Source organism: Streptomyces javensis (assembly GCF_039525925.1).
GTDB lineage: Bacteria > Actinomycetota > Actinomycetes > Streptomycetales > Streptomycetaceae > Streptomyces > Streptomyces asiaticus.
Genome location: NZ_BAAAIF010000003.1, coordinates 252,978 through 266,264 on the forward strand (window position 1 = coordinate 252,978; position 13,287 = coordinate 266,264).

Below are 13,287 nucleotides of genomic sequence, written 5' to 3' on the forward strand. Positions count from 1 at the left end.
TAACCGTCGTACGGCTACGGGCCGGGGTCGGCTACGGGCTACCCATCCCACAACTGGCCTATCCGAAAGCCCAATTAGTCACACAACTGCGCTCCCATGACCGGCCCGCCGATCACCCGTCGCGTCTCCGGAAGGCCCATTCCATCCGCGGCTCCATCGCGAACCGGAACGCCCGCTGGACGGGCGGCGCGCACAGGGCCGTCACCACGGCCACCGCCACCGCCGTCACCGCGATCTCCCCCAGCGGCCGGTGCGGCCACGGGTGGTCGTACCAGTCCCAGAAGCGGGAGCCCTTGGCGAGGAAGCCGTGCAGCAGATAGCCGTACAGCGTCCCGGCGCCGAGCGCCGTGAACCACATCCGGCGCCGGGGCACCCAGGCGAGGAAGCACACGGTGAGCACCATGGAGCAGCCGAAGAGGGCGAACGTCATGACCGTGCCGACCCACCACGGCGCACCGAGCTCCTGCGCGCTGTCCCGGCGGTAGAACCACGCCGGGTTCATCCGCGGCACGGCCCAGTAGGCGAAGACCACGGTGGCCGCGACCACCGGCACCGACAGCAGTCTGACCCCGCGCCGCCGCACCATCCGGAAGTGCTCGGGACGCAGGTGCAGCCCCAGCACGAAGAAGGGCAGGAACTGAAGCACCCGCTGGAGATCGAGGTCGTCACCGATATTCGGTGAGCAGGCGGCGAGCGCGGCGATGGTGAGGGCCAGCGCCACCGGCCACCGCGCGATCCGCCACAGCGGCGTGGTCAGCCGCCAGACGAAGAGCGCGATCAGAAACCAGGTCAGGTACCAGGGGTCGAGCAGACTGATCGGATAGGACGGATCGTCGTCCGCCCACCGTTTGAAGAAGGTGTACGCGACCTCGAAGAGGACGTACGGAACGGCGACACCCGTGATCAGACGCTTGAGCCGGTCCGGCCGCAGATCGAAATTCCGCGAGAAGTACCCGGAGATGAGAATGAACGCCGGCATATGGAACGTGTAGACGGTCATATAGAGCGCGGATGCCGCTCTGCTGCCGCCTCGCAGTGGCTCCCACGCGTGTCCCATGGCGACCAGCACGATCGCCAGGTATTTGGCGTTGTCGAAGAACGCGTCGCGTTGTTTCGGCGCGGGGGACGGAGCCGGTGCCGCCTTGGCGGGCGGGGACGCCGGGGCGCGCCGCGCGGGCAGTGTCGGCAGTAAGTGCGAGACGTTCATCACATATGCCCTCCCGGGAAACCTGCGGGGAAAATCCGGGCTCTTTCTGAATTTCGGCGGAGGGTTGCGGAGGGGAACATTCCACGCACCATAGTGGCGCTCGCGAGCCCATGCCCCAAAAGGCTCAGCTCTCGCGCACAAGGGTTTACGTCCAGCCCAGCGCATCCGTCACCTCCCCAACTTGGGAACTTCTTTACCTCTCCGGTCAGTTCACATCAGTGATGAAGAGGGGCCGATCCGCCCGGCCTTGACCGACCCCGCCTGCTAGCTTCTACACAACTGTAGATCCTAACGACCCTATGGAGTGTGAGTGGCCATGGCCCTGTGGGACCGCATCAGGGAGTCCGCCCAGACGATGCAGACTCAGCTCGTCTCGAAGAAGAACGACTTGAAGAGCGGCGCCTTCCGCGACGCGAGCATGGCGATGTGTGCCCTGGTGGCGGCGGCGGACGGCTCGGTCGACCCGTCCGAGCGGCAGCGCGTCGCCCAGCTGATCGCCACCAACGAGGTGTTGCAGAACTTCCCGGCCGACGATCTCCAGCGCCGCTTCAACGACTACGTCAACAAGCTCACCACCGACTTCGACTTCGGCAAGGTGAGCGTGATGCAGGAGGTCGCCAAGGCCAAGAAGAAGCCCGCCGAGGCGCGCGCCGTGATCCAGATCGGCATCGTCATCGGTGGCGCGGACGGCAACTTCGACAAGACCGAGCAGGCCATGGTCCGCGAGGCGTGCTTCACGCTGGAGCTCCCGCCGGCCGAGTTCGACCTGTAGGACGAGCCGAGGCGTAAGAGCCGTAAGGCGACCCCGTAGGCCACGTAGGCCACGTAGGCCACGTAGGCCATGAGCCGGACGGCCGCCACAAGCCGGTACGGCCGCCCCGCGAGTCGTAAGGGCGCGACCCGGAGCTACAGCGGGGTCGCGGCGTGCAGGACGAGGACCAGGGCGACCGCCGCGTTCGCCGAGGACAGCGCGGACGCGGCGGTGCCCACCGCCGCGATCCACAGGGCCAGCCCCGCCGCCGTCCACGTCGGCGGCCAGTGCCGGGACGGTTCCACCGGCTCCAGCAGCGCCGCGACCCTGCGCGGCACCGGCCCCGGCGCGGCGAACCCGGCGAGCGCCGGGCCCGGCGTGCCCCGGGAGACCAGGGCGGCCTTGCCGACCGCCCGCGCCGTGACCCTGCGGTCGCCGACCTCCCGGGCCGCCTCCTCGTCCGCCCAGCGCTCGGCGCAGTACTCCACCGCGGCCCGCAGCGGCCGCAGCAGCGGGTTGGCCCGCGCCGAGAGCTGTGCGGCCAGCAGGTGGCGGTGGTGGTGCGCGGTCAGATGGGCGCGCTCATGTGCGATCAGGGCTCGCCGCTCACGGGGCTCAAGGCTGTCCAGCATCCCGGTGGAGACGACGATCCGGCCCGGCTTCCCGGTTCGCCCGGAGGTGCCGGGCAGCGCGTACGCGTACGCCTTGTCGTCCGGCAACACCGCGACCGGCGACTCCGGCAGCCCGGCGAGCGCGAGCCGGGCCTCCCGCCGCACCCGGCCATGGCGCAGACAGGTGGCCGTGCAGGAGACGGCCACCGCCGCCAGCGCGCCGATCGCCGCCTTCCCGGCCACCACGTCAAAGGGCACCGCCGCCCGTACCTCGGGGTCGGACCAGCTGTCCGGCAGCGGGTTTCCCGGCAGCTGCGCGGTGCCGACGACCATCAGCAGCCCCAGGCACAGCGTGGAGCACACCGCGAGGACGGTACCGACGAGCGTCAGCAGCCGGGTGGCGGTGCGCGGATGGAGATGTTGCTCGGCGAGCCGGGCGATCGGCAGCGCCGTCAGGGGCAGAACCAGCGGGAGGAAGACGAAGACGCCCATCGGTCAGTCCTCCGGCTCCTCCGCCACGTCGGTCAGCAGGTCGCGCAGCAGCCGCTCGTCGTCCTGGGTCAGCCCGGTCACAAAGCTGGCCAGGACCGCCTCGCGGTCGTCCTGGCCGTCCAGCACCCGGCGCATCCGCAGCGCCGCGAGCCCCGCCTCGTCCGACGCCGCCCGCCAGACGAAGGAGCGGCCCGCGCGCTCACGGGTCACGGCCTGTTTGGCGTGCAGCCGGGACAGGATGGTCATGACCGTGGTGTAGGCGAGCTCGCCCTCGATCCGCTCCTGCACCCATGCGGCCGTCACCGGCCCCGGCGCCCGGCTCAGCGCCACGAGCACCTGCGCCTCCAGTTCGCCCTGGCCACGCCGACGGGGGCGGCGGGGCCAGCCGGGCCCGCCGGTCCGGTCGTGGTCCATCACACCGTCTCCTTCCACACCGCACGCGCCCGGCGCGCGGCGCTCCATCGTAGCGAGCGGGCCACGCTTCCGCGTTCGCCCCTTTGGCCTGGCTGTACGGGCGGGCCCGGGCCGCCTCACCGATGCTGAGCAGGGGGCCGACCCCGACGAAGGAACGCACTCAGCCATGACGCAGACGCAAGGCTCGCTCGTACGGCAGATCACCGACTACGCCCATCGAGCCGACCCGTACCCGATCTACGCCGAGCTGCGCAAGACGCCCGTGGTGCACGACGAGGGGGGACCGTACATCGTCTCCACCTACTGGGAGATCCACGGTCTGCTGCACGACCCCCGGCTCAGCTCCGACGCGCGCAACCTGGACCCCCGGGCCGCCTCGGAGCTGCCCGAGGAGGACGACGACCCGGGGCTGCCGCCCAGCTTCCTGAGGCTGGACCCGCCCGAGCACGACCGGCTGCGCCGGCTCGCGACGGCGCCCTTCGGCCCGCCGCACACCCCGCGCCGGCTCCACGAGATGCGCGGTGAACTCACCCGTATCGTCGGCGAGCTGATCGACGGCTTCGAGGGGCGGGACCGGATCGATCTCGTGGACCACTTCTCCTACCCCTTCCCGGTGACCGTGATCTGCCGGCTGCTCGGGGTGCCACGGGAGGACGAGCCGCGCTTCCACGCCTGGGCCGACACCCTCGCCGCCGGTCCGGACCCCGGCCCGGACGCGGACGCCGCCGAGCGGCGGCGGATCACCCGGCGGGCCCGTACGGAACTGGCCACGTATCTGTCCGAACTGATCGAGGAGCGCCGTCGCGCGCCCGGCGACGACATGCTCTCGGCCCTGGTCGGCGGGGCGGGTCCGGAGGGGCGGATGAGTCGGGTGGAGCTGCTGAGCACCGCGGCGCTGCTGCTGGTGGCGGGGCACGAGACCACCGTCAACCTGATCACCAACGGGATGCTGACGCTGCTGCGCAACCCAGATGTGCTCGCCCGGCTGCGCAAGGATCCCCATCTGGTCGTGCCGCTGGTGGAGGAGCTGCTGCGGTTCGATCCGCCGGTGCAGATGCTCCCCCGGCGCACCCCGCTCTCGGAGATCGACATCGCGGGCGTGACCATCCCCCAGGGGGCGTCCGTCTGGCTGCTGCTGGCGTCGGGCAACCGCGATCCGCAGCGGTTCCCCGACCCCGACCGGTTCGATCCACAGCGCAGGGACAACCAGCACCTCGGCTTCGGCAGCGGCGTCCACAGCTGCTTCGGCGCCCCGCTGGCCCGGCTGGAGGCGCAGATCGCGCTGACCGAGCTGGCCCGCCGGCTGGACGGGCCCCGGCTGCTGGAGGACCCGCCGACCTACCGGCGCAACGCGGTGCTGCGCGGGCCACGGCATCTGCCGCTCGCCTTCGAGGGGCTGCGGCCGGGCCGGTCCGCGGACCGGTCCGCGAACGGGTCCCCCGACGGATCCCGGAATGGCTCCCCGAACGGGTCCCGGTGACGACGGGAGCCGGGCGCCGCGGACCAGCGGGCCTCACCGGGCGCGGAACGCGGACGGCGCGGACGCTCTCGTCCCGGCCGCGTCCTTCCCGCCCCTGCCCGTCCCGGCCTCGCCCCTCTCGGCCCGGGCGGCGATGTTCCGGGCCATACCGCCGAAGACGAGCGCGTGGCACGGGGCGACCGACCACCAGTACAGATGCCCGGCGAGGCCGCGCGGATGGAACAGCGCCCGCTGCCGGTACACCGTCCCGCCCCGCGCGTCCCGGTCGACCACCATCTCCAGCCAGGCCAGGCCCGGCAGCCGCATCTCGGCGCGCAGCCGCAGCAGCCGGGGCGGCAGGACCTCCTCCACCCGCCAGAAGTCGAGGCTGTCCCCCACTCTGAGCCGCGCCGCGTCCCGGCGGCCCCGGCGCAGCCCGACGCCGCCCACCAGGGTGTCGATCCAGCCGCGCAGCGCCCAGGCGAGCGGCAGCGAGTACCACCCGTTCGCACCGCCGATCCCCTCCACCACCCGCCAGAGGTCCCCCGGCGAGGCGTCCACCGCGCGCTCGCGACGGTCCTGGTAGAGGCTGCCGCCCGACCAGTCGGGGTCGGTGGGCAGCGGATCGCTGGGCGCGCCGGGGGTGGCGGCGGAGGACCAGCGGGTGGCCACCTCCGCGTCGCGGATCCGCCGCAGGGCCAGCTCCAGCGCCCGGTCCACGCCGAGCGGCCCGCCCGGCGGGTCCGGCACATAGCGGGTGATGTCCCGTTCGGCGCAGACCACTTCATGGCGCAGCGACTCCACCAGCGGGCGGGCGAGGGCGCCGGGTACGGGGGTGACCAGGCCGACCCACAGGCTGGAAAGCCGGGGGGTGAGCACCGGTACGGGCACGATCAGCCGCCGCCGCAGCCCGGTCACCCGCGCGTACCGCCGCATCATGGCGCGGTAGGTGAGGACGTCGGGGCCGCCGATGTCGAAGGTCCGGTGCACCTCGTCGGGCAGCGTGGCGCAGCCCACCAGCAGCCGCAGCACATCGCGGACGGCGATGGGCTGGGTGCGGGTGCGCACCCAGCGGGGCGTCACCATCACCGGCAGCCGCTCGGTGAGATAGCGCAGCATCTCGAACGAGGCCGAGCCCGAGCCGATGATCACCCCGGCCCGCAGCACGGCCGTCGGCACCCCGGAGTCCAGCAGCACCCGGCCCACCTCGGCCCGGGACCGCAGATGGGGCGAGAGCGCGCGTTCGGGGACGCCCCCGGGGGTCAGCCCGCCGAGGTAGACGATCCGGCGCACCCCGGCGGCCCGGGCCCGCTCGCCGAAGATCCGGGCGGCGCGGCGGTCGGTCTCCTCGAAGCCGGATCCGGTGCCCAGGGCATGGACCAGGTAGTACGCGACGTCCACGCCCTCCATGGCGGCGCCCACGGACTCCTCGTCGGTCACATCGCCGCGTACCGTCTCCACCCGCCCCGCCCAGGGCTGGTCACGCAGCTTCTCGGGCGAGCGGGCGACACACCGCACCTGATGCCCCGCGGCCAGCAGCTCGGGGACCAGCCTGCCGCCGATATAGCCGGTGGCGCCAGTCACCAGGCAGCGGCGCGGCTCCGGTGCGCCGTGCGGGCCCGGCGGGCGCTGGGGAACAGCCATGAGGCCATGGTGCGCGGGCGGCACGAAACCCGCGAGGCGGGATTCACGGTACGAAACCCGCGAGGCGGGATTCCCGCGCGGGACAAAACCTGTGGGCGCAGGACAAAACCTGCGAGGTGGGCTCCCTTCGGCGGCATTGTCCGTATCAGGTGTTGGAGGTCGCTCTCAGGTCTCCCCGACCTTCGAGCCTCTCAGCCCGGCCATCTAGAAGACGCTCTCCGGGGGACTTACGTCCTCTGTTCTGAACGCCTCTCCGGTCGAGCTCCCTCGCTCGCCCCGCAGGCTGTTATTTACGTTACTCCGGGCCCCCATGAGCGCCTAGCCCCTTTCGGGAATTTTTTCCTATTTTCCGAGTTCGGCGGGGCCCGGCTCCGGCCCGGCACTCGAGCGCCTTGGCTGCGCCGGGAGGGGCTTGCCCGGTAGGCTTTCCGTGTGATCTTCAAGCGCATCGGAAACGGTCGGCCCTATCCCGACCACGGCCGGGAATCCACCCGCCAGTGGGCGGATGTCGCCCCACGCCCGGTACGTCTTGACCAGTTGGTCACGACGAAGCAGCAGCTCGACCTGGAGACGCTGCTCGCCGAGGACTCCACGTTCTACGGGGACCTCTTCGCCCATGTCGTGAAATGGCAGGGCGACCTCTATCTGGAGGACGGGCTGCACCGGGCGGTGCGCGCCGCGCTCCAGCAGCGCCAGGTGCTGCACGCGCGCGTTCTGGAGCTCGAGGGCTGACCGCGCCCCCGCCCCCGGTGACCGATCGTCGTTGATCGACTTCCGATCCGTGTTGGCCCTTTCGGGTTGGTCTGAGCACCAACCATTGATCATTTAGTAGGCATCGCCACCTGGCCGCACTACGCTGCGCACATGAGCATGCTGACCCCTCCCGGCATGGGCGGAAAGTACCGCATTACGGGCGATCGCTACCCGCGGATGAGCCGGCCCCGGAGCCGCCGGCGGCTGATGTTCACCGCCTTCGGCTCGGTTCTGGCGCTCGGCCTGGTCGGGTGGGGAACACTTCAGCTCATCGACGTCTTCTCCGGCGACAGCGGCGGCCAGAAGGTCCGCGCGGCGCACGGCACCGGGGACTGCGAGCGCGGCGGCAAGCACCCCGACGAGAACGCCAAGTCCGGCCGGTCCGACAGCGGCCAGAGCGGCCAGGGCGGCCGTACGGGCGGCAAGCTGCCGAAGCCCTCCCAGATCACGGTCAACGTCTACAACGCGACCACGCGCTCCGGCCTCGCCAAGGACACCGCCAAGGAGCTGGAGAAGCGCGGCTTCAAGATCGGGAAGGTGGGCAACGCCCCGACCCAGTACGACAAGAAGGTCAAGGCCACCGGGATACTGCTCGGCGCACCCGGCGCCGGCGACGGGGCCTTCAATGTGCTCGGTACGCAGCTCACCGGCGCCCAGACCAAGAACGACGCGCGCGACGGCAAGGACATCGACCTGATCATCGGCAACGGTTTCAAGGACCTGGTCGAACAGAAGGACGCGAACAAGGCGCTGGCCGCCCTGGCCAAGCCCTCGCCCGCGCCCTCCGGATCGCCCTGCCGCTGAGGGCCGGGCTCGGCTCCCGGTGCCTCAGCGGCGGGTCGGACCCACGCCCTTGCCGGGTGTCTGGCGGACCACGCGACGGAGCCGCGTTCCAGGGGCTTCGCCCCCGGACCCCGGGGTCTGGGGCGGGGCCACAGTCGCGGGAAGGGGCGGGGAGGGGCGGGGAGGGGATCAGCCCGCCGCAGACCTACGCCGTACCGTCGGCCCCCCTAGCGACTCAGCCCGCGGTCCCGTACATCCGGTCGCCCGCGTCGCCGAGCCCCGGCACGATGTACCCCTGCTTGTTGAGCCGCTCGTCGACGGACGAGGTGACCACCGTCACCGGCGCCCCGGCGAGCTCGCGCTCCATGAGCTCGACGCCCTGGGGCGCCGCCAGCAGACACAGCGCGGTCACATCGTCGGCGCCCCGCGATATCAGCTCCCTGATCGCCGCGACCAGCGTCCCGCCGGTGGCGAGCATCGGGTCCAGGACGTAGACCTGACGGCCGGAGAGGTCCTCGGGCATCCGGGTGGCATAGGTGGACGCCTGGAGCGTCTCCTCGTCACGGATCATGCCCAGGAAGCCGACCTCGGCGGTGGGCAGCAGCCGCACCATGCCGTCGAGCATCCCGAGACCGGCCCGCAGGATCGGCACGACCATGGGGCGCGGATGGGACAGCCGTACCCCGGTCGTGGCCGTCACGGGGGTCTCGATGTCGACCTGCTCGGTGCGCACATCGCGCGTGGCCTCGTACGCGAGCAGGGTCACCAGCTCGTCGGCGAGCCGCCGGAAGGTGGGGGAGTCGGTGCGCTTGTCGCGCAGCGTGGTGAGTTTGTGCGCCACCAGCGGGTGGTCGACGACGTGGATCCGCATGGCAACGACACTAACCGAGCCCCCGGAGCCCGGCTCCCGCCGGTGACGCCCCCCGTGCGCCGCCCCGCGCTCGACCGTCTGCCGCCGTAGTGGCATCAAACCGCTGATTCGGGGGAAAGTGGGCAACAGCGTCCGGGCTCCCACCGGGCGACACCTCGGCCCCGAGGAGTGAGTGACCATGGCCGACGCGACCGCGAGGGAAACCGCCGCGGACCGCCGCCGCCGTCGCGACCGCTTCCTGCGCGCGCTGAACGAGGCCCGGGCGGTGCGGAACCAGGTGCGTCCCCGGCAGGCCCGCGCGGCCCGGATGCGCCGGGCGATACACCTGCGGACGTTCTCCTGGTGAGCCCCGGTGGGTTTCCGCCCAACCGCCGGAGACGGTTTCCGCGTGTTTCGATTCCGTCCGCGTGAGCCACATCTCTTTGGACTGGTGCACGACGCAGCGTGGAAGACCTCTCGCGAAGCGACGGTTTCTGCCACGATTCCGATTGGGGCGGGACACTGTCCCGCCCGCCCCCGGCACGCCTATGACCAGTGGGAGAGTCACGGTGTACTTCGCCGCATTGCTCGCGCGCACCGCAGAAGGGTGGGAAGCGAGCGACACAGAGCTCGATGACGTGGAAACCCTGACGGACTTGATCGAACTGGCCCGTCTGGCCTCCAAGGACGACGACACGGTACTGGCCTTCATCGAGCACGAAGACGCGTGGTTCGGCGTCGTCCGCGTGGACGGCGAGGACGATCCGCACATCTATGTATCGGACGCGGCAGCCGCCGCCCGCACCTCGTACGGCTCGATGCTCACCGACGAGCTGCTCGGCCGGGACCCCGACGACGATCTGGACAGCCTGGTCGACCTGGACGGCACCGAGGACGGCGAGCCGGACCGGGACGACGAGGACGCGGACGACGCCCCGGTCCCGATCGGCCCGCTCGGCGACGCCGACATCCTGGCCGACCTCGGCATGGACGAGAAGGAGCTGAAGGCCCTCGACGGGGACGCCCTCGAATCGATCGCCGAGATGCTCGGATGCAGCATGGAGGGGCTGGAGGCGGTGCGCTGACCGCCGCACACTGATGTCATGACCGATCCGCTGACCGGCCTCCTGCCCGGCCCCGAACCCGACCCCCTGCGCGACCCCTGGCGCGAACCGATGCGCCTGGCGCTGGAGGAGGCGGTGCGGGCACCCGAGACGGGAGATGTGCCGGTCGGCGCCGTCGTGCTGGGCCCGGACGGCTCGGTACTCGGCCGCGGCCGCAACGAGCGCGAGGCCCACGGCGACCCCACGGCCCACGCCGAGGTCCTCGCCCTCCGAGCCGCCGCCCACCACCTCGGCGGCTGGCGGCTGACCGGCTGCACCCTGGTGGTCACCCTGGAGCCGTGCACGATGTGCGCCGGCGCGATCGTCCTGTCCCGCCTGAACCGGCTGGTCTACGGGGCCGTGGACGAGAAGGCCGGCGCGGTCGGCTCCCTCTGGGACGTCGTCCGCGACCGCCGCCTCAACCACCGCCCCGAGGTCATCGGGGGCGTCCTGGCGGAGGCGTGCGCGGCCCCCCTGACCGCCTTCTTCCGCAAGCCCTGAGCCCCAGCGCTCGCGCCCCCTGAGCCCCGTCGCGCGCAAGCCCCGAGCCCCGCCGCCCGCAAGCCCCCGAGCCCCGTCGCGCGGGCCGGTCCCGGAACCGATTTCGGTTCCCGGCCACCCGTCCGCTAGGCTCTCCCTCGGTAGCGTGTCCGAGCGGCCGAAGGAGCGCGCCTCGAAAGCGCGTGAGGGGGCAACTCCTCCGTGGGTTCAAATCCCACCGCTACCGCTCACACACCCTCCTGAACTGCGGAAACGCAGGGCAGGAGGGTGTTTTGCGTATGACCACGTCCAGGTACGTGAGCCCGCGTGCAGGTACGCGAGCCCGGATGACCCCAACTGACCTCATTCCTCCGCGTCCCGGACCAGGAGCGCGATCTGCACCCGGTTGTCGACCGCCAGCTTGGCGAACAGGCTGCCCACGTGCGCCTTGACGGTCGCGACGCTGATGTACAGCCGCTCGGCGATCTCCGGGTTGCCCAGTCCGTCCGCGATGGCCCGAGCGGTCTCGAGTTCTCGTTCGGTCAGCGTGGACAGCTGTTTCCGTGCGGCTTCGCGGGATGAGTCGCGAGCGTGGGCGGACCGCGGGCTGGTGGCCGCGGCGATCACCCGCGCCGTGGCGGCCGGACCCAGCACGGGGTTGCCGTCCGCGACGGTGCGCACCGCGTCGAGAAGACGCGGCGGTTGGGTGTCCTTGAGGACGAACCCGAGTGCTCCGGCGTGCAGTGCGCCGAGCACCAGATCGTCGGAGTCGAAGGTGGTCAGCATGAGCACCCGCGGCGGCGCCGGTCGGGTGAGGAGTTCCCGGGTCGCGCTGAGACCGTCGCGGCCGGGCATCCGCACGTCCATCAGGACGACGTCCGGCCGCTGTTCGTCCACCACGGTGATCGCGGCGTCCCCGTCGGCCGCCTCCGCGACGACGGTCAGATCCGGTTCGCCGTCGATGACCAGGCGCAGCGCCATCCGCACCAGCTGGTCGTCGTCGACGATGACGACGCGCACCGGCTCCCGCTCGGTATCCACTCATGCTCTCTTTTCGTGGGTGGGGTTCGGCCAGGGTAGCCGCGCGGTGAGGAGGTACCCCCTGTCGGGCGTTGGGCGGTGGTCGAGTTCTCCGCCGGCGAGGGCGATGCGTTCGGTGAGGCCGAGCAGACCGAATCCCGATGCCGGTGGTGGTGCGGTCGCCGTGGTGGCCGGGGAGTTGCGGACGCTGACGTCGAGGTTGTCGCCGACCGCTCCCTCGATGGTGACGTGGACGTGTGCGCCCGGGGCGTGTTTGGCGGCGTTGGTCAGTCCTTCCTGGACGATCCGGTAGCAGGTGCGCCCGACGACGTCGGAGGGTGTTCCCGTCACGGTGGTGGTGGACGTGACGTCCAGTCCGGACGCGCGGGCGTCGGCCACCAGTTCGGGGACGCGGTCGAGGGAGGGTTGGGGTGGTTCCGGACGGCCCGGGTCGGCCCGGAGCACACCGAGGACGTCCCGTAGTTCTTCCAGGGCCTGGTGGGAGCCGTCGGCGATGGAGCGGACCAGCACGCGGTTCTCCTCGGCGGTGAGGTCGCCGCGGTGGTCCAGCACCCCGGCCTGCATGGCGACCAGGGAGATCCGGTGCGCGAGCACGTCGTGCATCTCGCGGGCGATCCGGTTCCGTTCCAGGGCCCGTGCCTGCGCCGCTCGTGCGGTCTGTTCCCGTTCCGCGCTCTCCGCCCGGTCCCGCAAGGACCGCAACTCGACGCGCCGCGCCCCGATGGCCATGCCCACGGCCACGGCGATGCCCGCGATCAGCGCCGGGAACGCGAGGGTGAGCCACAACGGGCCGGACGGGGTCGGGTAGAACCCGCCGGCGAACTGTGACGCGGTCACGAAGGCCAGCCCGACGACCCCGCACTCCACCGGACGACGGCGGGTGGAGAGCGAAACCAGCGCCAGAAACGCGGCGCCGGAGGCGAGTGCCGACGCGGTCGAGGCGATCACGACCGTCATGGCGACGGCGAGCGGGAACCGTCGCCGCCACAGCAGCGCCGTCAGGCAGCCGAGAGCCACCAGCGGATCACCGATGACGAACCACGAGTTCGTCCCGCCCGTCTGCCCCCGCAGCAGCACACCGGTGGAGAGCCAGAGCGGTATGCCCACCGCCGCGGCCGCCCCCAGCCGCCAGGTCTGCTGCCACCACCCGAGCCGTGGCGCGACGTCCATGTTCACCTGGTCAGTATCGCGACACCGTACGGCCGGTGATTCGGACCGCGGGATGACCCACCCTCGACCAGAGTCGAACCACCACCCCGCCTTCGGTCGCAGGCGAGGCGAGCCGCCGGGCCGATGTGGCTGCCGGGCCGCACGGACAGACTCGTTCACGTGCCGAGACAACCGAACACCAGACGGAGAAGCGCGTTGCGCAAGGGTGGCTACGCGGCCCTTGAGGCGGTCGGGATGGTGATCACGGCCCTGGCCGCCCAAGCGGTGATCCGCGGTGTGCTCAACCCGGACGCCGAGCCGCTGTGGGGCATCCTCGACCGGGTCCCCGGCGGCCTCACCGGCCAGATGATCCTCCTCGGGCTCATCGCGCTCATCGCGATGGTGGCCGGTGGCTGGGCACACACCCGCAAGGAACCGGCCACCCAGCGGGCCGGCGACCCCAGGGGAATCCGCGACCAGGGAACGACCTGACGCCCATCCGGACGACAGACCCGCGTCCACGGCCGGACGTTCCCCTCAGGAGGACATC

General features: G+C 71.6%; 15 protein-coding genes and 1 tRNA gene. 9 read left to right on the top strand and 7 right to left on the bottom strand.

Annotated features, from left to right (window positions below; genetic code table 11):
• Positions 1–112: 112 nt before the first annotated feature.
• Positions 113–1,207: an acyltransferase family protein gene (locus ABD329_RS05235; protein ID WP_198278440.1), complete on the bottom strand. Its 1,095-nt coding sequence runs from the start codon at positions 1,205–1,207 to the stop codon at positions 113–115.
• A 316-nt stretch (positions 1,208–1,523) separates the two neighbouring features.
• Between ABD329_RS05235 and ABD329_RS05240 the strand changes: the two genes are divergently transcribed.
• The gene (locus tag ABD329_RS05240; protein WP_037956900.1) at positions 1,524–1,979 is read left to right on the top strand and encodes a tellurite resistance TerB family protein; all 456 of its coding nucleotides are present in this window, start codon (positions 1,524–1,526) and stop codon (positions 1,977–1,979) included.
• Between the two features lie 134 nt (positions 1,980–2,113).
• Here the strand turns inward: ABD329_RS05240 and ABD329_RS05245 are convergent, their stop codons facing one another.
• Together ABD329_RS05245 and ABD329_RS05250 are read right to left on the bottom strand one after the other, a co-directional pair.
• Entirely contained in the window at positions 2,114–3,061 is a 948-nt protein-coding gene (locus tag ABD329_RS05245) for a M56 family metallopeptidase (protein WP_198278439.1), read from the bottom strand.
• 3 nt (positions 3,062–3,064) lie between these two features.
• The gene (locus tag ABD329_RS05250) at positions 3,065–3,475 is read right to left on the bottom strand and encodes a BlaI/MecI/CopY family transcriptional regulator (protein WP_198278438.1); all 411 of its coding nucleotides are present in this window, start codon (positions 3,473–3,475) and stop codon (positions 3,065–3,067) included.
• Positions 3,476–3,641: 166 nt separating this feature from the next.
• Between ABD329_RS05250 and ABD329_RS05255 the strand changes: the two genes are divergently transcribed.
• Entirely contained in the window at positions 3,642–4,955 is a 1,314-nt protein-coding gene (locus ABD329_RS05255) for a cytochrome P450 (protein ID WP_198278437.1), read from the top strand.
• Positions 4,956–4,988: 33 nt separating this feature from the next.
• Here ABD329_RS05255 and ABD329_RS05260 read toward each other — a convergent pair whose 3' ends face one another.
• Positions 4,989–6,578: an SDR family oxidoreductase gene (locus ABD329_RS05260; RefSeq protein ID WP_198278436.1), complete on the bottom strand. Its 1,590-nt coding sequence runs from the start codon at positions 6,576–6,578 to the stop codon at positions 4,989–4,991.
• Positions 6,579–7,010: 432 nt separating this feature from the next.
• On the opposite strand from ABD329_RS05260, the gene ABD329_RS05265 reads away from it, so the two are divergent.
• Complete coding sequence (locus ABD329_RS05265; protein WP_014061825.1) at positions 7,011–7,310, top strand: type II toxin-antitoxin system VapB family antitoxin; 300 nt, start codon at positions 7,011–7,013, stop codon at positions 7,308–7,310.
• Between the two features lie 132 nt (positions 7,311–7,442).
• Positions 7,443–8,135 (top strand): LytR C-terminal domain-containing protein, encoded by a 693-nt coding sequence (locus tag ABD329_RS05270; protein ID WP_246618630.1) that lies wholly within the window; start codon positions 7,443–7,445, stop codon positions 8,133–8,135.
• 214 nt (positions 8,136–8,349) lie between these two features.
• Here ABD329_RS05270 and upp read toward each other — a convergent pair whose 3' ends face one another.
• Complete coding sequence (gene upp, locus ABD329_RS05275; RefSeq protein ID WP_198282192.1) at positions 8,350–8,985, bottom strand: uracil phosphoribosyltransferase; 636 nt, start codon at positions 8,983–8,985, stop codon at positions 8,350–8,352.
• A gap of 178 nt (positions 8,986–9,163) precedes the next feature.
• On the opposite strand from upp, the gene ABD329_RS05280 reads away from it, so the two are divergent.
• The 4 genes from ABD329_RS05280 (at position 9,164) to ABD329_RS05295 (ending at position 10,794) form a co-directional block, all read left to right on the top strand.
• A complete protein-coding gene (locus ABD329_RS05280; RefSeq protein WP_198282191.1) occupies positions 9,164–9,331 on the top strand; it encodes a hypothetical protein in 168 nt (55 codons plus the stop codon).
• A gap of 181 nt (positions 9,332–9,512) precedes the next feature.
• Positions 9,513–10,049, top strand: coding sequence for a tRNA adenosine deaminase-associated protein (locus ABD329_RS05285; RefSeq protein ID WP_165556255.1), 537 nt, complete (start codon positions 9,513–9,515; stop codon positions 10,047–10,049).
• Positions 10,050–10,067: 18 nt separating this feature from the next.
• Positions 10,068–10,568: a tRNA adenosine(34) deaminase TadA gene (tadA, locus tag ABD329_RS05290; protein ID WP_198282190.1), complete on the top strand. Its 501-nt coding sequence runs from the start codon at positions 10,068–10,070 to the stop codon at positions 10,566–10,568.
• 139 nt (positions 10,569–10,707) lie between these two features.
• A tRNA-Ser gene (locus tag ABD329_RS05295) sits at positions 10,708–10,794 on the top strand.
• Positions 10,795–10,910: 116 nt separating this feature from the next.
• Here ABD329_RS05295 and ABD329_RS05300 read toward each other — a convergent pair.
• Complete coding sequence (locus ABD329_RS05300) at positions 10,911–11,588, bottom strand: response regulator transcription factor (RefSeq protein ID WP_198281537.1); 678 nt, start codon at positions 11,586–11,588, stop codon at positions 10,911–10,913.
• The gene (locus tag ABD329_RS05305; RefSeq protein WP_309142943.1) at positions 11,589–12,764 is read right to left on the bottom strand and encodes a sensor histidine kinase; all 1,176 of its coding nucleotides are present in this window, start codon (positions 12,762–12,764) and stop codon (positions 11,589–11,591) included.
• 153 nt (positions 12,765–12,917) lie between these two features.
• Here ABD329_RS05305 and ABD329_RS05310 point away from each other — a divergent pair, with 153 nt between their 5' ends.
• Positions 12,918–13,229, top strand: a complete 312-nt coding sequence (locus ABD329_RS05310; RefSeq protein WP_344316018.1) for a hypothetical protein — start codon at positions 12,918–12,920, stop codon at positions 13,227–13,229.
• Positions 13,230–13,287: the final 58 nt, after the last annotated feature.